Annotated in this window: 15 protein-coding genes and 1 riboswitch; of the genes, 5 read left to right on the forward strand and 10 right to left on the reverse strand. The window is 60.5% G+C overall.

Features of this window, described 5'->3' with window-relative positions; translation table 11 throughout:
- Positions 1-3 precede the first annotated feature (3 nt).
- The 6 genes from uca to PSH90_RS06410 form a co-directional block, all read right to left on the reverse strand.
- Positions 4-3,639 (reverse strand): urea carboxylase, encoded by a 3,636-nt coding sequence (uca, locus tag PSH90_RS06385; RefSeq protein ID WP_305382382.1) that lies wholly within the window; start codon positions 3,637-3,639, stop codon positions 4-6.
- A gap of 282 nt (positions 3,640-3,921) precedes the next feature.
- Positions 3,922-4,563: an urea amidolyase associated protein UAAP2 gene (locus tag PSH90_RS06390; RefSeq protein WP_016771291.1), complete on the reverse strand. Its 642-nt coding sequence runs from the start codon at positions 4,561-4,563 to the stop codon at positions 3,922-3,924.
- A gap of 11 nt (positions 4,564-4,574) precedes the next feature.
- Positions 4,575-5,300 (reverse strand): urea amidolyase associated protein UAAP1, encoded by a 726-nt coding sequence (locus PSH90_RS06395; RefSeq protein ID WP_016771290.1) that lies wholly within the window; start codon positions 5,298-5,300, stop codon positions 4,575-4,577.
- 13 nt (positions 5,301-5,313) lie between these two features.
- Positions 5,314-6,102 (reverse strand): ABC transporter ATP-binding protein, encoded by a 789-nt coding sequence (locus tag PSH90_RS06400; RefSeq protein ID WP_095180592.1) that lies wholly within the window; start codon positions 6,100-6,102, stop codon positions 5,314-5,316.
- On the reverse strand, positions 6,099-6,914 hold the full coding sequence (locus tag PSH90_RS06405; protein WP_041478876.1) for an ABC transporter permease: 816 nt from the start codon (positions 6,912-6,914) through the stop codon (positions 6,099-6,101). The genes PSH90_RS06400 and PSH90_RS06405 overlap by 4 nt, the downstream gene beginning before the upstream one ends.
- 18 nt (positions 6,915-6,932) lie before the next feature.
- Positions 6,933-8,000 (reverse strand): putative urea ABC transporter substrate-binding protein, encoded by a 1,068-nt coding sequence (locus PSH90_RS06410; protein ID WP_252887445.1) that lies wholly within the window; start codon positions 7,998-8,000, stop codon positions 6,933-6,935.
- Between the two features lie 63 nt (positions 8,001-8,063).
- A riboswitch (guanidine-I (ykkC/yxkD leader) is annotated at positions 8,064-8,164 on the reverse strand.
- 350 nt (positions 8,165-8,514) lie between these two features.
- On the opposite strand from PSH90_RS06410, the gene PSH90_RS06415 reads away from it, so the two are divergent.
- The 4 genes from PSH90_RS06415 to PSH90_RS06430 all read left to right on the forward strand — a co-directional run bounded on the left by PSH90_RS06415 (position 8,515) and on the right by PSH90_RS06430 (position 16,750).
- Positions 8,515-8,919 (forward strand): hypothetical protein, encoded by a 405-nt coding sequence (locus tag PSH90_RS06415; RefSeq protein WP_039760873.1) that lies wholly within the window; start codon positions 8,515-8,517, stop codon positions 8,917-8,919.
- A 196-nt stretch (positions 8,920-9,115) separates the two neighbouring features.
- The gene (locus PSH90_RS06420) at positions 9,116-10,360 is read left to right on the forward strand and encodes a glycosyltransferase family 4 protein (RefSeq protein WP_305382384.1); all 1,245 of its coding nucleotides are present in this window, start codon (positions 9,116-9,118) and stop codon (positions 10,358-10,360) included.
- A gap of 1 nt (position 10,361) precedes the next feature.
- Positions 10,362-11,216 (forward strand): hypothetical protein, encoded by an 855-nt coding sequence (locus tag PSH90_RS06425; RefSeq protein WP_305382385.1) that lies wholly within the window; start codon positions 10,362-10,364, stop codon positions 11,214-11,216.
- Positions 11,217-11,218: 2 nt separating this feature from the next.
- Positions 11,219-16,750: a calcium-binding protein gene (locus PSH90_RS06430; protein ID WP_305382386.1), complete on the forward strand. Its 5,532-nt coding sequence runs from the start codon at positions 11,219-11,221 to the stop codon at positions 16,748-16,750.
- Between the two features lie 64 nt (positions 16,751-16,814).
- Here the strand turns inward: PSH90_RS06430 and PSH90_RS06435 are convergent, their stop codons facing one another.
- Positions 16,815-17,927 (reverse strand): enoyl-CoA hydratase/isomerase family protein, encoded by a 1,113-nt coding sequence (locus PSH90_RS06435; RefSeq protein ID WP_305382387.1) that lies wholly within the window; start codon positions 17,925-17,927, stop codon positions 16,815-16,817.
- Between the two features lie 132 nt (positions 17,928-18,059).
- On the opposite strand from PSH90_RS06435, the gene ung reads away from it, so the two are divergent.
- Positions 18,060-18,752 (forward strand): uracil-DNA glycosylase, encoded by a 693-nt coding sequence (ung, locus tag PSH90_RS06440; protein WP_150636503.1) that lies wholly within the window; start codon positions 18,060-18,062, stop codon positions 18,750-18,752.
- 119 nt (positions 18,753-18,871) lie between these two features.
- Here ung and PSH90_RS06445 read toward each other — a convergent pair whose 3' ends face one another.
- From PSH90_RS06445 to PSH90_RS06455, 3 genes are read right to left on the reverse strand one after another with little or no spacing between them, the layout of a single operon-like run.
- Positions 18,872-19,906 carry an AbrB family transcriptional regulator gene (locus PSH90_RS06445; RefSeq protein ID WP_150636506.1) on the reverse strand — a complete coding sequence of 345 codons (1,035 nt, stop codon included), beginning with the start codon at positions 19,904-19,906 and terminating at the stop codon, positions 18,872-18,874.
- Positions 19,899-21,413: a tripartite tricarboxylate transporter permease gene (locus PSH90_RS06450; RefSeq protein ID WP_016771277.1), complete on the reverse strand. Its 1,515-nt coding sequence runs from the start codon at positions 21,411-21,413 to the stop codon at positions 19,899-19,901. The genes PSH90_RS06445 and PSH90_RS06450 overlap by 8 nt, the downstream gene beginning before the upstream one ends.
- Before the next feature lies 1 nt (position 21,414).
- Positions 21,415-21,873 carry a tripartite tricarboxylate transporter TctB family protein gene (locus PSH90_RS06455; RefSeq protein WP_095180598.1) on the reverse strand — a complete coding sequence of 153 codons (459 nt, stop codon included), beginning with the start codon at positions 21,871-21,873 and terminating at the stop codon, positions 21,415-21,417.
- Positions 21,874-21,896: the final 23 nt, after the last annotated feature.

The raw sequence follows: 21,896 nt of genomic DNA on the forward strand, positions 1-21,896 counted from the left end.
GCTTCAGTCGAGTTCCAGCACCACCACCCTTTGTCCGGCGCGCACCGCCGAACCGGGTTGCACGCGGATCTCGCGCACCACACCGGCCAGCGGCGCGAGCACAGGGATTTCCATCTTCATCGACTCGAGAATCACCAGCACATCGCCCGCCGCGACACGCTGGCCGGCCTCGACCTGCACCTGCCAGAGATTGCCGGCGATGTGGCTGTCGACGCTGTGTTCACCGTTTTCCAGTGGTGCTTCTTCGCTGGCGTCAGGCACGGCTTCTTCGCTGTCGAAATGCGCCTGGCCGCTGGCGATCCAGCGCTCGCGTTCGGCTTTGAACGCGCCCTGTTGCTGCGCACGGAAGGCGCTGATGCCCTCGGCTTGCTGACTGAGAAATGCCTGATAGTCGGCGAGGTTGAGTTGGCTGTGTTCAATGTTCAGATCAAAGCGCCCAAGGGGGAAATCGCGGCGAATGCGCAGCAGTTCTTCAGCGCTGACCGGGTAGAAACGGATCTGATCGAAGAAGCGCAGCAGCCACGGTTTGCCGTCGAACGCGGCGACTTCGCGATAGCGATTCCACATCTGCAGGGTGCGCCCGACAAACTGATAGCCGCCCGGGCCTTCCATGCCGTACACACACATGTAGGCCCCGCCGATGCCGACCGAATTTTCGGCCGTCCAGGTACGTGCCGGGTTGTACTTGGTGGTCACCAGACGATGACGCGGGTCGAGCGGCGTGGCCACCGGCGCGCCGAGATAGACGTCGCCAAGGCCCATCACCAGATAGCTCGCATCGAACACCGTGCGCTGCACTTCGTCGAGATTCGGCAGGTCGTTGATGCGCCGGATGAACTCCAGATTGCTCGGGCACCACGGCGCGTCCTTGCGCACGGTGGTCATGTATTTCTCGATCGCCAACTGACAGGCCGGGTCGTCCCACGACAGCGGCAAGTGCACGATGCGCGAAGGCACCTGCAAGTCCTTGGCGGCGCACACCGCGTCCCATTCGCCAGCGATGATGCCGAGCAGATCGGCCAGCGGCAGTTGCTCGGGCTGGTAGTGCACTTGCAGCGAGCGAATGCCCGGGGTGAGGTCGATCACCCCATGCAGGGCTTGGCTTTCCAGCGCCTGCATCAGCGCGTGGGCGCGAAAGCGCAGGACCAGATCAAGCTCCGGCGCGCCGATCTCCAGCAGTAAATGAGTGTCGCCAGAAACCCGCCCGACAAGCCGGCGATCCCCCTGACCCAACTCAAGAACCACAGGCGACACAATCGCTAGTGGGAGCTGGCTTGCCAGCGATGAAGTTGATGCGGTGTCAGATCGGGCACCATCGCTGGCAAGCCAGCTCCCACAGGGGGCATCCCATTTCAGGGCGAGATCGCGGGCGGTGCCGAGGTCGACGGGGATGAACTGAATTTTATCGCCGGCCTTGAGCTGCCCCAGCTGCCACAGGTCCGCCTCAATCACCGTCACCGGGCAGACAAACCCACCCAGGCTCGGGCCATCCGGGCCGAGAATCACCGGCATGTCGCCAGTGAAGTCCACCGCACCAATCGCATACGGATTGTCATGGATGTTCGACGGGTGCAGACCCGCTTCACCGCCATCCTCACGCACCCACTCAGGCTTCGGCCCGATCAGGCGCACGCCGGTGCGGCTGGAGTTGAAGTGCACTTCCCACTGGGTCGCGAAGAACGTGGCGATGTAGTTTTCGCTGAAGTATTCCGGTGCGCCGTGCGGACCGTAGATCACCCGGATCTGGCGCACGCTCGGCAGCGTGGTGATGTGCTGCTCGGCCAGTTGCTGGCCGGCGCTGTGGTCGGCCAATGCCGGCACATGCAACACGTCACCGGCCCTTAACGCCCGTCCGCCGTGCCCGCCGAACTGGCCGAGAGTGAAGGTACTTTTGCTGCCCAGATAATCCGGCACCTGCACGCCGCCGCGCAGGCACAGATAACTGCGCGCGCCGGCGCCGCTGATGCTGCCCAGTTGCAATGTCGCGCCGGCCGGGATCAGCAGCGCGGTGTTCATCGGCACCGGTTCAGCGTCAAGGGTCAAGGCAATCGGCGCGCCGGTCACCGCGACCACCGCGTCACAATTGAAGCGCAGGATCGGCCCGCTCATGGTGATTTCCAGTGCGGCGGCGCCTTGTTCATTGCCGAGCAGGCGATTGCCCAGACGCAGCGCTCGGCTGTCCATCGGCCCCGAGGGTGGCACGCCGACGGCCCAGTAACCGAGGCGTCCGGGATAGTCCTGCACGCTGGTCTGCGTGCCGGCGCTGAGCACTTCGAAGGTGTTGGCGTGATAGAGCAGATTTTCCAGGCAACGGGTCCACGGCTGGCCGCTGGCGAATGGAGTATCGAGGAGAATCTGCCGCAGGTAATCGCGGTTGGTTTCCACGCCATACAGCAGGCTATCGCCCAGTGCCTGATGGAGTTCGGCGCGAGCCTGTTCGCGGCTCGGCGCCCACGCGATGAGCTTGGCGATCATCGGGTCGAAATACGGCGGGATTTCCACGCCGGCCTCGACCCAGGTGTCGATGCGCAACTCAACGCCGTTGGCTGGCGGAAACTGCACAGCGGTCAGCAGGCCCGGGCTTGGCTGAAAATCACGCCCCGGATCTTCCGCGTACAGACGTGCCTGAATCGCATGGCCCTGCGGTTCCAGGCCTTGATACAACTCGTTCAGCGGCGGCAGATCACCGGCGGCCAACTCGATCATCCAGCGCACCAGATCTACGTCCCACACCTGTTCGGTGACGCCGTGCTCGACCTGCAACCGCGTGTTCACTTCGAGAAAATAGAAGCGCTGGCCCTCGCTGTCGAAGACGAATTCGACGGTGCCGGCGCTGCGGTAATTCACCGCTTGCGCCAGTTTGATCGCTGCCGCGCACAGCTCATCGGCCATGCCTTCTGGCAGGTTTGGCGCCGGGGTTTCTTCGAGGACTTTCTGGTTGCGCCGCTGCACCGAACAGTCGCGCACACCGAGAGCGATGACTTCACCGCAGCCGTCGCCGAACACCTGCACTTCCAGATGCCGCGCGCGTTCGATGTACTTCTCGATGAACACCCCGGCGTCGCTGAAGTTGTTCTGACCGAGGCGTTTCACCGCTTCGAATGATTCGCTCAATTCACTGGCGCTGCGGCACACGCGCATGCCGATGCCACCACCGCCAGCGGTGCTTTTCAGCATCACCGGGTAGCCGACCTGTTCGGCGGCACTCAGCGCGCAATCGAGGCTGTCGAGCAGGTCGGTGCCTTCGAGCATCGGTACGCCGTGCTGTCTGGCCAATGCGCGAGCAGTGTGCTTGAGGCCGAACACCCGCAATTGCTCCGGCGTCGGGCCGATGAAGGCGATGCCCTGCGCTTCGCAGGCTTCGGCGAACGCTGCGTTCTCGGAGAGAAAACCGTAGCCAGGATGAATGGCGGTGGCGCCGCTTTGTTTGGCGATAGCGAGGATTTTGTCGACCGCCAGATACGTCGCCGACGCCGCGCCTTCGCCGAGGCTGTACGCTTCAGCGGCCTGGGAAATATGCAGGCTGGCAGCATCGGCTTCTGAATACACGGCGACGCCTTGGGCCTTCAGCACGTTGATCGTGCGCAGGATGCGACAGGCAATCGCGCCACGGTTGGCGATCAGGATTTTTTCGAACATGGCATAACCCCTGAAGGGGGAGCGGGCCGTCCCGCTGTTTTTCGACAGACATCCGGGCCGTCCCGGATGGAAAAAACACACTTCACTCAAACCCACCACAAACTCCTGTGGGAGCTGGCTTGCCAGCGATGAGGTCGGCACATCCAACATTGTTGGTGACTGAAACACCGCAATCGCTGGCAAGCCAGCTCCCACAGGACTATCAGTGCCTTGAAGGTTTCAGGCACTGCCCGGAACGCGCCTGGCACAGGGCAAAAAGCCAACGGCGTAAACGGCTGATGGTCAGTTCCATACCAGCAACTCCGCCGGGGTCGGGTTGTAGGCATTGCACGGGTTGTTCAACTGCGGGCAGTTGGAAATCAGCACGATCACGTCCATCTCGGCGCGCAAGTCGACATACTTGCCCGGCGCCGAAATACCGTCCTCGAAAGTCAGCCCGCCGTCCGCCGTCACTGGCACGTTCATGAAGAAATTGATGTTCGGCCCGATGTCGCTCTTGCTCAATCGGCCGTCGTGGGCGCAGGCGCGCAGGTAGTTGTCGCGGCAGCTGTGCATGTAGCGTTTTTCCAGGGCGTAGCGCACGGTGTTGCTCTCTTGCGCGCAGGCGCCGCCGAGGGTGTCGTGGCGCCCGCAGGTGTCGGCAACGATGGTCAGCATCGGCTGGCCGAGGTTGGAATACAGCACGCTGCCGGTGCTCAGGTAGACGCTGTTCTGCCGGCGCAAGGTGCGTTGCACGTCGTAGCGTTCCTTCGGGTTGGCGAGGCTGTAGAACAAAGTGTCGACTGCCTGATTGCCTTCCAGATCGAGGATGCGCAGGGTCTGCCCGGCCTTGACCTCCATCAGCCAGGGCTCGCCGGCGGGAATGGTCGCGCGGTAGATCGCGCTGTCGGCTTGCTTGTGCGAAGTGGCGATTGCGAGTGACATGGCAGCGATCCTCAGGCGAACAAACGGTCGGTGTTGATAAAGCCGCGCTCGTTTTCCGGGCGCGAAGTGCGGCAGTGTTCGGCGACGCTGGCGTCGGCGTTCATCCAGCTCAGCTTCAGAGGTTTCGGGGCGTATTCGGGTGACGGGTCCATCGGATGTTGCAGGGCGGTGAGCACCACCAGGGTGTCCATCGGCGCGTACAACTCGATGTAGTCACCGGCCTTCGAATTGCCCTCGACGAAGTGGAAACGCCCGGCCTCATCGACGTTCACACGGCTGAACAGATTCAGGGTCATCAGCAGGTCGGACAGGCCCAGGCCCCACTTGCCGAGTTCCACCAGCAGGTTGTCGGTGCCATTGCGAAAGAAGCCGTTGCGCAATTCCTGGTAGCGGCCCTGACCGTACTTTTCGGCGACTTCCTGTGCGCAAAGCACACCGCCGAGGCTATCGCTCCAGCCGCAGGTGTCGGCGGTGATCGCGGCGAGCACGCGGCCCATGTCCGAGTACAGGCAGTGGCCGGCGGTGAGCTTGGCGGTGTGTTGGCATTTGAGGCTGTCGGGCAGGTTCAGCCGCTCGGTTTTTTCATTGGCATTAAGCAAGGTCAGGCTGACATTGGCGCCACCGCGCAGGTCGGTCAGGCGCAGCAATTGGCCGCGCTTGAGCACGAACGAACGGTGGCCGCCGCCCGGCAGCATTTCCTCAGCGAAGGGTGGGAAAAGTTGGATTGAATCAGTCATTGCAGCAGTCCTCTCAAGCAGTGCGAAGGGTGCCCGCCAGCGGCAGCGGCAGGGCCTCGACGGCGGCGCGCTGGGCGCGGCGGTCGCTGTTCAACGGGATGTCGTAAGTGATGCGGGCGCCATAGGCGCCGGGGGCGTGCGGGTCGAGGCGCACCTTGTCGAACACCAGCAGACGCGTGCCGAGGCTGAAGCCTTCGGACAGGTCGTGGGTGACCATGAACACCGTCAGTTGCGTCTCGCGCCACAGCTCCAGCAGCAGCGCGTGCATGTCTTTGCGAATGCCCGGGTCGAGTGCGCCGAAGGGCTCGTCGAGCAGCAACACGCGCGGCTTCATGATCAGCGCCTGGGCGATGGCCAAGCGTTGCTGCATGCCGCCGGACAGCTGCGCCGGGTACTTGTCCAGCGCATGGCCGAGGCCGACTTTGCTCAGCAGTGCTGCTGCCTGCTCGCGAGCCTCGCGTTTGGCGTTGCCGAACAGCCGACCAAGCAAGGGCGCGCGCGGCAATTCGAGACCGAGGGTGACGTTGTCGAGCACGCTCAGATGCGGGAACACCGAGTAGCGCTGAAAGACCACGCCACGGCTGGCATCCGGTTCGCTGGCCAAGGGCTGGCCGTCGAGCAGAATCTCCCCGCGACTGGCGCTTTCCTGGCCGAGCAGCAGGCGCAGGAAGGTCGATTTGCCGCAACCGGAGGCGCCGACCAGGGTGCAGAACTCGCCTTCGTTGACGCTCAGGTTCAAGCCTTCCAGAACCACTTGATCGGCGTACTGCTGCCAGACGTTCTTAACTGTGATGAAGCTCATTTCGCTGCTCCCTCGTACCAAGGGAAAGCGCGCTGGGTCAGCTGCTTCAAGCCCCAGTCCATCAGCCAGGCGAGCAGGGTGATCCACACCACGTAGGGCAGGATCACATCCATGGCGAGGTAGCGCCGCACCAGAAAGATCCGGTAGCCGAGGCCGTCGGTGGAGGCGATCGCTTCGGCGGCAATCAGGAACAGCCATGCCGAACCGAGCATCAAACGCAGCGAGATCAGCAAGCGCGGCAACAGCTGCGGCAAGACCACGCGCAGCATCAGCGTCCAGGTCGAGGCGCCGAGGGTCTGCGCCTTGATCAGCAGTTCGACCGGAATGTCGCGGGCACGCTGTTCCAGATCTCGGGCCAGCGCCGGGGTGATGCCGATGACGATCAGCATGACTTTCGACAACTCGCCCAGCCCGAAGACGATGAACAGAATCGGCAGGATCGCCAGCGGCGGCACCATCGACAGCACCGTCAGCAGCGGCGACAACGGCGCGCCGAACAGCGGCAGGGTGCCCGCCGCAATACCGAGGCAAAGACCTGCCAGCGCCGCGATGCCGAGGCCGATGGCCAAGCGGCGCAGACTTGCCGCGGTGTCTTGCCACAACAGGTATTCACCGGTGCGGCTGTCGGCGTTGAAGGCCAGGCGTTTTACCGCGTCGCTCATCTGCACGGCGCTGGGCAGCAGTTTGTCGTTGGGGTTGTCCGCCAGGCGCTCGGCCGAGCCTGTGAAGTAGGCGAACAGCACCAGCGCGAACGGCAGGATCACCAGCAACAGGCGACTCGGGCGATCGGGGTGGCGATTGATCAGGCGCATGGCCAAATCCTCCGTGGCTTACAGCTTGGCGTCGGCGGCCATCTGCATGTAAGTCGGATCGAAACGCAGCTTGAGATTGGCGGTGTCGCCGCTGGTCACGCCGTTGGCGAAGGACATGCCGACCGCGCTCGGGTCCTTCGCGCCTTCGCCGAGCAGACCATGCTCGAAGGAGAATTCGGCGACCTTGCGCATGGTGTCCGGCAGTTGTTTGCTGGTGGCGAAATTCAGCGCTTCGCTCGGCGTGGCGAACAGTTTTGTGGTGTCCAGTTGCGCCTGGAAGCCGGCGAGATCAGTTCCCGAGGCCTTGGCCATGTGCTCCAGCGCAGCTTTGCTCGCGGCATTTTTCGCGTTCATCAAAGCGACCACTTCGAACCACGCCCCGGTCAGCGCTTTGCCCAGTGCCGGATTGTCTTTGAGGGTGGCGCTGTTGACCACCATCATGTCCATGATCTCGCCGGGGATCTGGCTGGAATTGAACACTTCGGTGACGCCGGGTTTGGCCTTGATATCCGAGAGCATCGGGTTCCAGGTGGTCACGGCGTTGACGTCGTTGGTGTTGAACGCGGCGGCAATGTCGGCGTCGGAGGTGTTGACCACCTTCAGGTCTTTCTCTGTCAGGTCCACCGAGTCCAGCGCGCGGGCCAGCAGGTAATGGGAGACCGACAGCTCGACCAGATTGACGTCCATGCCTTTCAGATCGGCGACTTTTTTACCTTCGCCTTTGAGCACGATGCCGTCGTTGCCGTTGGAGAAATCGCTGACGATCAGCGCGGTGCTGTCGACACCACCGGCAGCCGGAATGGTCAGCGCATCCATGTTGGTCATGGTGCAGCCGTCGAACTGGCCGGCGGTGTACTGGTTGATCGATTCGACGTAGTCGTTGAGCTGCACGACGTCGATCTTGATCCCGTATTTCTTCGCCCATTTGTCGACGATGCCCTGGCTGCCAGCGTATTCCCATGGCATCCAGCCGGCGTAGATCGTCCAGCACACGCTGAAGTGGTCTTTCTGGGCGGCGGAAGATTGCGTGCTGATGAGCGCGGCGAAGGCGGCGGCGAGCAGGGCGGGGAAACGTAGTCGGATCATTGCGGATTCTCCAGTTGATCGAGGGCGGACAGGAAGGCAACGCGGCACCGCGAACGGTGGCTTGTCTCCCGGGCTTTTGTCCCGCCGTGTAACCTCAACTGGAGGTCGCCAACTCTCGGACCAGCCACTCGCGATTGCGAGCCGGAACCCTAGTCAGCCATTGCAAATTGTGGTGCCGCGAACCTGTGATGACTCCTGCACGGGTTTGCTAAAGCGAGAGACGTGCCAAGTCGCGCCGAGGCCTCTGCGGCGGGGATCTGCTGGATTGCCGAGGTGAGCGGGGCGAGCGACGGCGCATCGTGGTGGTGCGTGGTTGCACCGTCATGCAGCGCGTTTACGCTCCACGGGTCGCTAGTTTTGCGGATAAACAAGATTTCATGATCACTTGTTTCAACTTGTTGCAGGAACGCACCAGATTCCGAAACCGCTGTCTGATTCTTCGACAGTCACGCAATTGCTGACGGTCGCCTGCCAGCGTCGCTGGTGTGGCCAACCCGCGGTCCAGGAGGCCGCCATGTATCGCCGAATCGTACTGCTTGCCGTGATGCTTTTTTCCCTTGGCGGATGCGTTCCTTATTCCTATGGAGACAGCTACTACAGGTCAGAGGTCTACACATCACCCGCACCGGCCTATTACAGCGGTGGCGGCTCCTATTACCGCAGCGGCGGCACCTATTACACCCAGCCGCGCTACTACCAGCCAGCGCCGCGTTACTACCAGCAACCGCGTTATTACCAGGCGCCACGGCACTACCAACCGGCCCCGCGTTACTACGAAAGCCGGCGCTGGCACGGCAATGATCGCGGACGCTGGGACGGCCACCGTCGCGGCGGTTGGGATAATGACCACCGCGGTCGCGGCAACTATGATCGTCACAGCGGTCGCCGTGACTACAACGGCCGTGGCAACCGCTGGTAAATCTCTGCAATGAACAAGCGGCGCATCAAGCGCCGCTTTTTTTTGCCCGGCGAAAAGTTGTTCCGTTGGCCATCTCCTAGGAGATTCCCGGAAGCGTCCTACAGTTTCATTTCGTGGCGTTTGTTAGCGTTCGTGGATGCCGAACGAGGCGAGCAATCCTCAGCTCGATAGCGGCGAAAAATGGACGTTCAGCGCTATGAAGCTTCTGGTTATTCACCAAAATTTTCCCGGTCAGTTCCGTCATGTGGTGCTGGCAGCGCTGGAGCGCGGTGATGAGGTTATGGCGATAGGTCGGGACACTGCACCGGGCGTCGCCGGTGTGAACACCCATCGATATCGAGCGACCAGCCGAGCGCCCGGCAATATTCACCCGTATCTGATCCGCTACGAACAAGCGGTGATCGACGGGCAGAAGGTTTTTGAAATTCTGGGCAGGCTGAAACGTTCGGGCTATCAGCCAGACGTGATTCTTGCTCATCCCGGGTGGGGAGAGACGCTGTTTGCCAAGGACGTCTATGCCGATACGCCGCTGATTCACTATTGCGAGTATTACTATCGAGCGCAGGGCGCCGATTGCGGGTTCGACCCTGAATTCCGCCGAGCCGCAAGGGAGTCGTCACGGCTGCGGGTGCTCAACTCGCTGCATCTGTTGAATATTCAACAATGCGATATCGCAATCGCGCCCACGCAGTGGCAGCGCAGCCTGTTTCCGGCCGCTTACCGGTCGGCGATTCGGGTCATTCACGAAGGTGTGGTTCAAAGTACTGACCTGGCGAAAGTCGGGGCAGTCAGACTGCCCAATGGAATCGAGCTCAAAGCCGGACAGCCGATCGTTACCTATGTCGCCAGAAACCTTGAGCCTTATCGCGGCTTTCACAGTTTCATGCGAGCGATCCCGCTTATTCAGGCCGAGTGTCCAGATGCGCAGATCATCGTGGTTGGCGGTGACGGTGTCAGTTATGGGAGTAAGCCGGTCGGGTACCCGGATTGGCGCAGCAGGATGGAGGCGGAGGTCAGTTTCGATCACTCCAGAGTGCATTTCACAGGGAAACTTCCTTACCAGACTTATCGAGCGGTTCTGCAGTGTTCGAAAGTTCATGTCTATTTGACGTATCCGTTTGTCTTGTCCTGGTCGTTACTGGAGGCGATGGCGTCCGGTTGTGTGGTTGTTGCGTCGGATACGGCTCCGGTAAGGGAAGTCGTTGTCGAGGGGGCTAATGGCATATTGGTGGATTTCTTTGACCATCAAGAAATTGCCGGAAGTGTAAGCAAGGTTTTGAAGTCGGCAGGTGAGTACGGTGGTCTTGCCAGCACCGCGAAGTTGACGGCAGGTCGGTTCAGTGTGGAATCGGGCGTGAGCCAATATTTTGAGGTTTTTGCAAGCGCGATATCCGGGCATAGCGACATACCAACCGTTCCGCAGTTTGAGCGGGAGGTTTGAAATGTCCAGGAAGTCGCGTAAGCAGGCGATCAAGTGGTTTAAAAGGTTGTTGAAGTATGGATTGTTCTTTTATGTCTGTTACTGCGTAGCGGAATTTTATATTCGCAAAGAACAAACTGCCGAGTCGGCGGCTATTCACCAGGCAAACGAGAAAGCTTGCCAGAACAAGCTGGCGAGCATGCGGCAAGTGCCGATATTAGGCGGCGCCTATATAGATAAGACGCTAGTCCCTGAGTTTTATGTAGGCATGCCTGAAATGGTCAACAAGAAAGCGTGTCTGGCGATTGCTCTGAAGGGGCTTTTCTGGTGGACCGGGACGGGGCTGCACCGGTACCAGGATCAGCGCGCAGAGTCGATCCCCAAAAGTTGGCGGCTCTATAAATTGAACGCCGGACTTTTTACCAGGAAAGAAACCACCGAACCCCATGAGCGGGGTTATCGGCACGTCAACTGGCCGGATGAGTTGATTGTGAAACTAAAGAATTATCCGGGGCTGGAGATTTGGCTCGATGCACCTCCGCCGCATTTCAAGAATGAAGATTCGGTTAGAACGTTCGTCATTACTGGCTGGCCGCGGCGAGATGGAACCCCTCGGTTGATCAACTGTGACGGCTTGATTCGCCCGGCTTCGGAGGAAAAGCTGACTGACGAGAAACTGGCAAGGTTCAGCAGAACTGAATTGGAAAATCTTGATTTCGGCAAACTGAATTTCTTCTGCGCTATCAATCTGGATAACTTCGACTTCGCTGGTGGGCACGGTGGCGTAAAACTCGGATTAGCGTCATTACGCGAAGCACCTGAGATGCTCAAGTATCTCAGTGGTTATCTTTCACGGGCTGTTATTACAAGGAAGTAACAATGAGTTATGTTTTTAGCGACATGGAAAAATCAGAGATTTTCAACGCGGCTAATATTTGCAAAGGAATGAGGCTGAGCTCAAAACAAATTCAGTACGATGCGCTGAAAATAGCAGGGGCAAGCTGCGCCCCCCTGTACCAAAAGCTATTCGACATTATTGGTGAAAAAGTTTCTGACGTTGTAACTGCCGATAAAGAGGCCGGAGAAGTGCTGAAAAGCGCCAGACTCTGGCTTGCCGTGGCCATTGATGCCAACGGTGGAAGCGGTGCCTACTCTGCCCTGATTCGTGGTTACACCTCCCGCCAGGGTGAACTGAGACTGAATACAATTTTCAGTGAAGACCTGATGCAGCTTTCATCCAACCAGGTTGCCGTCAACTTCATCAATACCCTGATCAACGGATCCCTTGCCGGTCAACTGGCACCCTGGACCGTTCCGTCAATCAGCCAGATCGCAGAAATCGACGCCAGCGCGATTGGCGAGGCCCTGTTCAAGGAGGTTTGCGGGGAGGACGACACCGCCGTGAAACGTAACTCCGGTTGGTCTGGAACAGTCGGATTCAGCCTGTTGGGCGGTAAACCTCCCTATGAAACGTGGAGACTGATCTCTGCGGGCGACCCGGATGCGGAAGATGGCGGCCCACCCACTCAGGCAAAACCCAACCGGCTCGACGACTATAAAAACATTCTCTTCGCCATCGACGCCTACAGCGTCGGCCTGCGAGCGGCGATCAGTAATTTCGGCGTCAATCCACTGCAAAGTCTGCTATCGGTCGTACCCGAGCAAATCAACATCGCGCTGGCCAGTGGCAGTGTGAATCCGCTGATTCAGCATGTAGTCAAAGGCACGCCTGTTGCCGCCGTGGTCGAGCTGATCTTGCGCTACGGCCAGAACGAATTTCTCGACATGTTCAAGCGCACTCACGACGGCGATTCTGCTGCCACACCCACCACCAACGACACCTTCGCCAGCAATGCTTACGCCTTCTTCTCGGCATTCTCCCCAGAGCAGTCGCAAAGCATCGTCACCCGGACAATAGGCGAGTTCGGCAATGCCAATGCATGGGCAAAACTGGCAGGCGAGGCGACGCCGCTCGGTCTGGCGTTGCGCAACTCTTTGCAGCAACTCAGTGAAGTCGTCATAGAGCGAGCCGACGGTTATCCCGACCGCAACCTCGAGCTTTACGATCCGCAAACTGGCGAAGGCTTTATCACCGCGCAGTGGCTGGCGGACCGTGCGCAGATGCTCGCCCGTTTGATTGCCCGAACCCAAGGCTCGTTTGGAGAACACTCGCTGCAGCAGTTTTCCTACTCCGATCTCGCCTCCGGCAAACAGGCGCCGATGACCACCGGAGTGCTGAACTCGTTGGCCATGTTCGGTGATGACGGCGGGCGATCTTTCGCTGGTGGCGCCAATGCCGATCATCTGTATGGCGGCGAGGGCAATGACTCCATCGATGGGATGGCCGGTCACGATGTAATTGAAGGTGGTCGCGGCAATGACTCGCTAACCGGAGGTGACGGCAATGATGTGTTGTACGGGATGGCCGGTGATGATGTTCTGATCGGAGGAAAGGGGAACGATTCTTTGATCGGGGGCGAAGGCAACGACCGTTATGAATTCGCCAGCGGCGATGGCCTCGACGAGATTCTTGATGCCAATGCCAATGGGCAGCTGTGGATCAATGGCGCACCGATTCCCGCACTCAAACGCCGCGCGCCTCTGAGCAACATCTGGTCTACCGAGAATCGGTCCATCACCCTGGCGCTTGTTGAAAACACCCTCAACATCAAATACTGCCAGGGCGATCTGGTGGTGATCAAAAACTTCCAGCCCGGGATGCTTGGCATCCGCCTCCCTGAATACGAGGGGCAGCCGCTCACTGCTGCGGATCTGACGCTTCAGGGCGACTGGAAAGCCAAAGACGCCGATCCCACTGTCCCCGGCGATCAGCCCTCCTTTGATGAGCTGGGCAACGTGGTGCTGCTGCCCAAGGTCAAACAGCGCAACAAGGCCGACGTACTTTACGGTTCCGCCGCAGACGACGTCATTCTCGGCCTGGGCGGTTCTGATCGATTGTTCGGCAAGGCTGGAGACGATCGGTTATTCGGCGACAAGCAGACGACGCTCGAAAATGCTATGGCCGACGGTGACGCCAAGGGCAAGGCAAGTCGCGGAGACTGGCTCGACGGCGGACAAGGTGACGATTTGCTTATCGGTACGGCATCCCGAGATGTTCTGCTCGGTGGCAATGACCGGGATACCTTGATCGGCGGTGCTGGCGACGATGTGTTATCCGGAGACGAAACCACCGGTGCGCTGGAGCAGGGTTGGGCGGTCAAACACGCTACCGTCACTATTGCTGGCGGTGTGACCAGTCACCGAACGGTCTTTTCAAAGGCCTCGATAAACAGTGCGTCCGAGGGCGGTGACGACGTGCTGTACGGTCAGGGTGGCAAGGACTTTATCGACGGCGGCTGGGGGGAGGACCTGCTTGACGGCGGAGCTGACGACGATTTTCTCAAAGGCGATCAAGGTAACGACACCCTGGCCGGTGGCAGCGGCAACGACGTGATGCTTGGTGACAACCTCGATTGGGGCGGTGGCCTGCCCAGCAGACACCATGGCAACGATGTGCTGGACGGCGGCAGTGGTGATGATTCACTCGCCGGTAACGGTGGCAGCGACGCTTTGTATGGCGGCCCTGGCAACGACATTTTGCAGGGTGATGACGGCGTACTGGACGGGGTCGAAGGCGATGCCGCGCATTTTTTTGGCGATGATCTGCTGGACGGTGGCTCCGGCGATGACACGCTCTGGGGCGGCGCTGGCGATGATTTGCTCTTCGGCGGCGAAGGCCATGACGATCTGATTGGCGACAGCCCTGAGCATCCGGTTCGCTATCACGGCAACGACTTTCTTGATGGCGGTGCGGGGGACGACACCCTGCGCGGCATGGGCGGCGCGGATACGCTGACGGGTGGCGCAGGGTCTGATTTCCTCGATGGCGACGTATCTGACCTGCAACCGGGCGGAAGCAACAACGACGTGCTTCAGGGCGGAGAAGGAAACGATACGTTACAGGGTGGTTTCGGTGCCGACACGCTGTACGGCGGCGCGGGTGACGACATCCTTGCCGGCGATTACGAAAACAGCGCTGAGGCCGAGCAGAATGCCGATTATCTGCACGGTGGCTCAGGCAACGACACGCTGCTCGGAGGCGCTGGCAACGACACCTTGCTGGGCGGGGAAGGGACGGACTACCTTCGCGGCGATTCTGGCGACAACGTGTTCGATGGCGGTCCCGGTGCTGACGTGCTGGATGGCATGGATGGCGCTGACATCTACTATTTCGGCGCTGGCGACGGTCTGGATATCTTCACCGATGCCGGCGGCCGCAACATCATCAGGTTCGGTGCAGGGTTTTGCGCGCAAAGCCTGAAGGCCGACGTTATCGAAGTTACCGTCGGCACGGTGTTGCGACTGGCCAATGGCACGGGCGACGCGATACTCATCAAGAATCACGAGCGGTGGAAGGATTCCACATTCAATTTCAGCGAGGGCGTGGTACTTGATTACGCAGATGTCCTGCGCAAAACACTGCCACCGATAGAGACGGCCGAATCACCCGTACCAGAACCTGTCACCGCCCCGGCAACCACTGAAAGCAAAGCTGAGGATCCGTTTCAGCGAGACGATGTAACCGCTGCGGCGCAAGGCCCGGTGGCGTCTGTTCAAGCGGTCAACTGGACCGATGAGTTCCTCGCGCAAATCCAGTCAAAACGCTCCGCCCGCAGACACGCCACAGGTTTTACATTGAATGAGCAAGGCGTCTGGGTTCGCAGCCATATCACTACCAGCGACACCGGTTACACCACTCACACCGAGCTGATCGAGGACAGCGTCGAAGCGGGGACACTGTCTGAAACGCCGCCATGGATGAAGGTTGATTCAGCGCACGCCGTGGTCAGTGAAAGGCAGTCGACAACCACAACCCGTGTCGAACATAAACCGGTGAAAGCCGAGGGAGCAATGCCTTCCTCAGCTCAGGCGCCTCGCTATTATCGATCCGGTTCGGCCAACAGGTTTTCATTCAATTCGGGCGACGTATTGGTTGAGGACCGAGAGGAATCCGGCGCGCTTGAAGGCTGGTACGTCTATCCGGCGGCAAGCTTCAGTTCGGGCGCAACAGTGCCCAAGGCGTTTCGCAGGGATGTCACAACTGACACGATCAAACGCAAAATCGTCCATGGCGACGATGCCGGCGGGCGAGTCAACGTCGAAGTGGAAAACGTTTTCCACGGCGGCGCGGGTGATGATCTGATCGTCGCTTATGCAGGCTCCCCACTTGACTACGGCACTGTCGGCGACAGAACACCGGGCGCGTTTTTATCCGCAGGTGCAGGTGACGATACCTTGCTGGGCGCCGAGGGCGCCGACTATCTGGTCAGCGGGGCAGGGGATGACTGGCTTTACGGCGAAGACGGCGCCGACACCTACATCGTGCAAGCGTACGCCGCAGCGACCACCACGATTGCGGATGTGCCGAACCCTGTTTTCCACCGCGCAGAAGTTGGCGCAGCGGAGTGGAAAGACGAGTACGGAATGTCCGATCAGGACACGGTCGTCCTTCCAGCAGGCGCGCAGCGCGATGCACTGCAATTGAGCTGGGGTGCTGCGCTGATAGAGACCACTCATGTCGAGCTGGAGCCCAACCCGGATCGCGCGGCTTACCGCAACCCGCCGAAAGCGAAAATGCTTCATCCGACACTCGATATCCAATGGGGCGGGACGCAAAAAGTCCGCATCGTCTTGCCCCACAACGGTGAACTTGAGGGGGCCGGTATTGAACTCGTCAAGTTCGCCGATGGGTCGGTCGCAAGTTTGAAGCAGCTCCTGGAATCAAGTCAGCTCGGCTCTGCGCCCGAGACTTTTCATACGGGTGTCATCGTCAACCATCCCATCCGTTCAACTTCCTTGCGAGACGAACGAGCGCTGCCACTCGTGGGCGGTCGGGGCAACGACACGATAAGCGGCGCGGGGGAGATCCGAGGCATGCACGGGGATGACGTGCTCACGGGCAGCCTCGGTGATGATCTGCTGGTGGGTGGGTCGGGCAATGACACGCTGACCGGCGGTGCTGGAAATGATATCTACCGATACGATGGCCTCGGCAGGGACGTAATCATCAACAACGGAGGCGGCCTGGACGGGATCGATTTTTCCGAACGCAGGCTGACGATCGACAACCTGAAGTTTCACCGTGAGCGTGATGATCTGGTGATCGTGGTCGACTACGGCATGGCACCGAAAATCCGGGTTTCCAGGCACTTTGCCGAAGGTGAAAGCGCTATTGGCTTCATAAGAGTCAGCGAAGGAACAGCGACTCAAGACTACAGCGCGACGCAGATTGCCGAGCGCCTGCACCCGCTTCCGCCATTAAGGGATGTCGAGGATATTTTGATAAAGGGCGACGATGAAGCGCAGCGGGCCATGAGGGAAATCATTGAGTTCTACGAACTGAATGTCTGACAAGACGACCGATTGAGCCGGCCCGCGATGGCAATTCAGTCGCCATAGCGGGCCTCGCGTCACCTCAATACTGGGTCAGATCCGCCAACGGATGCCGTCCCTCCCAGACTTTATGAAAGTGTGCCTCGACCACCGCATCCGGCACGCTACTGATATCCGGCCAGTGCCAGTGCGGCTTCTGATCCTTGTCGATCAACCGCGCACGCACGCCTTCGCTGAATTCCGGATGACGGCAGCAATTGAGGCTCAGGGTGTATTCCATCTGGAATACTTCGGCCAGCGACATGTGCCGCGCGCGGCTGATCTGTTCCCAAACCAGATGCGCGGTCAGCGGCGAGCCCTCGGTCACGGTTTTCGCCGCTCGGGCGATCAATGGATCGCTGCTGTCGAGGTGCAGACTGATGGCTTTCCACGCACAGGTGACGTCGCTGACATCGAGCAGTTCGTCGATCAGCTGGCGACGCGGCAGCCACTGCGCTTCGGGCATTTGCTCAAGTGCCTCCTGCTGCAGAGCCTTGAGCAGGCTGTTGAGCTGCATGGCGGTCTGTTCCTGCCAGTTCAATTGCAGCAAGCCTTCGATCAATTGCGGTTGCTGTTCGTCGAGCAGGAAACGGTCGGCCAGATCCAGATCCAGTGCATCACGGCCGTTGATGTGCGCGCCGGTCAGGCCGAGAAACAAGCCGAGCTTGCCCGGCAATCGGGCGAGAAACCAACTGGCGCCGACGTCCGGATACAGCCCAATAGTGATTTCCGGCATCGCCAGACGGCTGCTCGGCGTGACGATCCGCGTGCTGGCGCCCTGCAGCAGACCCATGCCGCCACCGAGCACATAACCGTGACCCCAGCAGATCAGCGGCTTGGGATAGGTATGCAGGCTGTAATCGAGGCGATATTCCGCGCTGAAAAACTGCGCGGCCAACGGCGGGACTTCGCCGGGGTGAGCGCGGCAGGCTTCGACCAGGCTGCGCACCTCACCGCCGGCGCAGAAGGCTTTGCTGCCGTTGCCGCGCAGCAGCACGCAGACGATTTGCGGGTCATTGGCCCAGGCGTTCAATTTGTCGCTGAGGGCGTTGATCATCGACAGTGACAGCGCGTTCAACGATTTTTCGGCATCCAGGCTGGCGATGCCGATGCGGGCGCCGTCGGTGCCGGTAAGTTCTTCGAAGTGCAGATTCATCGTGACCTCGATCGGGAATTTGAGCGATCAGTATGATCGCTATGGGGGAAAGTGCCGGATCTGCGTCAGATCAATTGACAAGCGTGGTCGGCTTTCCTAGGGTTCGCCCCATTGTTTTTGCCGGAAATGACCATGACTGCTGACGACCGTATCAAACTCGAACCGAGCTGGAAGGAGGCACTGCGTGCTGAGTTCGACCAGCCTTACATGGCAGAGTTGCGCAACTTTCTGCAGCAGGAGCGGGCAGCCGGCAAGGAGATCTATCCGCCGGGACCGCTGATTTTCAATGCGCTGAATTCGACGCCGCTGGACAAGGTGAAAGTGGTGATCCTCGGCCAGGACCCTTACCACGGCCCGGGCCAGGCCCACGGTCTGTGCTTCTCGGTGCAACCGGGCGTGCCGGCGCCGCCGTCGCTGGTCAACATCTATAAAGAGCTGAAACGCGACCTCAATATCGACATTCCCAACCACGGCTACCTGCAGAGCTGGGCCGAACAGGGCGTGCTGCTGCTCAACACCACCATGACGGTTGAGCGCGCCAACGCCAACGCGCACAAGGACAAGGGCTGGCAACACTTCACCGACCGCATCATTGAGGTGGTCAGCGAACGGCAGCCGCATCTGGTGTTCATGCTTTGGGGCGCCCATGCGCAGAGCAAGCAGAAACTGATCGACGCGACCAAGCACCTGGTGCTGACCTCGGTGCATCCGTCGCCGTTGTCGGCGTATCGCGGGTTTTTGGGCTGTGGGCATTTCAGCCGGACCAACAAGTTTCTCGAACAGAATGGCGAAACGCCGATCGACTGGCGCTTGCCACCGATTTGATGTGTCGACCGGTTTGGCCCCTTCGCGAGCAGGCTCGCTCCCACAGGAATTGTGTACAAGCCACAACCCCCCTGTGGGAGCGAGCCTGCTCGCGAAAAGAGCGACCCGATCTCGCAGACTTAGGCGGGATGACGATTCCAGTATTTGAACAACGGCTCCGCCAGAAACAGTACAAACAACAGCCGCATCACCTGCATCGCCGTCACCAGCGGCACCGACAATTGCAGGGTCTCCGCCGTCAGACTCATTTCGGCAATCCCGCCCGGCATCATGCCCAGAGTCAGTGAGCGCAGATCCAGATGGGTCAATGCACTCAAGCCCAGCGCCGCCAGCGACGCGATCAACATGGTCAGCGCCGTGCCGATCAACGTCCGGCCCATGAACGACGGCGCGCGGCGGAAGAACTGCCGATTGAAGTGACAGCCCAGACCGCTGCCAATCAGCCATTGGCCGATCTGACTGCCGCCATTGGGCAAACCGATGTGCAGATCCCAGGTGATGCTGACCGCCGCACTGACCAGTAACGGCCCGAACAGCCATGGATTGGGTTGGCGCAGATGCTGCCAGAGCCAGGCGAGCAGGGCGCCCGCCGGAAACAGAATCGCCAGCCAGCGCCAATCGACGCTGCCTGCATGAGAAATCGGCGTGCCGTCACCGAGCAGATACTTGAACGCCGCCGGCACGCACAACACCACCACCAACACCCGCAGACTCTGCCCGGCCGCGACATGGCTGAGCAGTGCACCGTTACGAGCGCCGAGGTTGACCATCTCCCCGGAGCCACCGGGCATGCTTGAGAAAAACGCCGTGGCGCGATCCTCGCCGGTGCGGCGCATCAGCCATACGCCGACCACCGCCGACAGGCTGGTGACCAGCGCACCGAAGAAGATCAAACCGAAATGACTGAGCACCTGTTCCATCACCAACGGGGTGAAGTGCAGGCCGATACCGATGCCGACGATCCACTGACCGCACTTGCGCCCGCCAGGGATTTCCGCCAGTTGCCACGGCGTCAGGCAGCGCACCAGGATGATCGCCAGCAACGAGCCGACCATCCACGGAAGCGGCCAGCCGATCTGGCTGGCGATGAAACCGCCAAGCAGACCGACCAGCGGGGTGCCCCACCAGGCTTTCAGGGACAAGCGATCAAACATCGGCAATGACGCGCCGTGCCGCCGAACGTTTACGCCAGATGCGAATCAGCGGCATCAGCAGCATGATCGCGGTGAGGATCCAGCAACCGAAGGTGATCGGACTCGACCAGAGAATCTCCAGCGCGCCATTGGAGATCGACAGCGCGCGACGCAGGTTCTGCTCCATCAAGCCACCGAGGATGAAGCCCAGCAGCAGTGGCGACAGCGGGAAATCCAGCTTGCGCAGGATGTAACCGAAGATGCCGATACCGATCATCAGGAACAGATCGAAGGTGGTCGCGTGCACCGCGTAAACGCCGATCCCGGTGATGATCGCGATGATCGGCACCAGCGCCCAGTTCGGCACGGCGAGGATGCGGGTGAATACGCGGATCATCGGGATGTTGAGGATCACCAGCATCACGTTGGCGATGAACAACGACGCGATCAGACCCCACACGATGTCCGGTTGCTGTTGGAACAGCAGTGGACCCGGGGTGATGTTGTACAGCGACAGCGCGCCGATCATCACCGCAGTGGTGCCCGAACCCGGAACGCCGAGGGTCAGCATCGGAACGAGAGCGCCGCACGCCGCGCCGCCGATTGCGGTCTCTGGCGCGGCCAGACCACGGGGATCACCTTCACCGAATTTGCCGCTGGTGCCAGCGATGCGCTTCTCGGTCATGTAGGCCACGGCACTGGCGAGCGTCGCGCCGGCACCGGGCAACACGCCCATGATGAAACCGAGCACGCCGCAGCGCACGTTGACGACGAAAACCGACGCCGCTTCCTTGAAGTTGAACATCATCCGGCCGGTGGCTTTCACCGCTTCCTGGCCGTGGTGGGTCTTTTCCAGCAGCAGAAGGATTTCGCTGATCGAGAACAGACCCAGCACCAGCACGACGAACTGGATGCCGTCGGTCAGGTGAATGTTGTCGCCGGTGAAACGGTACACGCCACTGTTGGCGTCGATGCCGACGGTGGAAAGGAACAGGCCGATCAGCGCCGCAATAAAGGTCTTCAACGGTCGATCACCGGCCATGCCGCCGAGACAGACAATCGCGAACACCATCAACACGAAGTATTCCGCCGGTCCGAAGGCAATCGCCCATTTCGCCAGCAGCGGCGCAAACAGGACCATGCCGCAGGTGGCGATGAACGCGCCGATGAACGAACTCCACGCCGACAGCGACAGTGCCACACCGGCCATGCCTTTGCGGGCCATAGGGTAGCCGTCGAGGGTGGTCATTACAGTCGAGGCTTCGCCCGGAATGTTCAGCAGGATCGAGCTGATCCGGCCACCGTATTCGCAGCCCAGATACACCGCCGCGAGCAGGATCAGCGCCGACTCCGGCGGCAGGCCGAGCGCGAACGCGATCGGAATCAGCAACGCCACGCCATTGATCGGACCAAGGCCCGGCAACAGGCCGACGACGGTGCCGATCAGGGTGCCGCACAGGGCGGTCACCAGGTTGTACGGGCTCAGCGCGACGCCGAAGCCCTGACCCAAATAGCCAAGGGTATCCATATCAGTTCTCCAGGACGCTGAGCAGGCCGAGGGGCAGCGGAACATCCATCAAGCGATCGAACAGCAGATAGAGACCAACCGCCATCAGGCTGATGATGACCACGCTCGGCAGCCAGCGGCCGCCATAGAGACGGGCCATCGGTACGCCGGTAATGATGCTGGCCACGATGAAGCCAAGGGGTTCGAAGGTGCCGGCAAACACCAGCAGCAACACCACGCACAGACCGATCTTGGTCAGGGTTTCGCGATCCAGCGGCGGCTCATCCGGGTTGTGTTTGATGGGTGCCGGGCGAACCACCATGTACAGCAGCGCCAGCCCCATCAGGCCGAGCATCAGCAGCGGAAAGGCGCGTGGGCCGACGGGTTCATAGGAAAAAGCCGCTTGGTACGGCCACGCCATCAGTGCCAGGCCGGCACACACCAGCAGCAACACCGAGGCGAAAATGCGTTGAATAAGCATGGGAGCTCCTGTGCTGCGTCCCC

The organism is Pseudomonas sp. FP1762, assembly GCF_030687105.1.
GTDB classification, from domain to species: Bacteria; Pseudomonadota; Gammaproteobacteria; order Pseudomonadales; family Pseudomonadaceae; genus Aquipseudomonas; species Aquipseudomonas siliginis.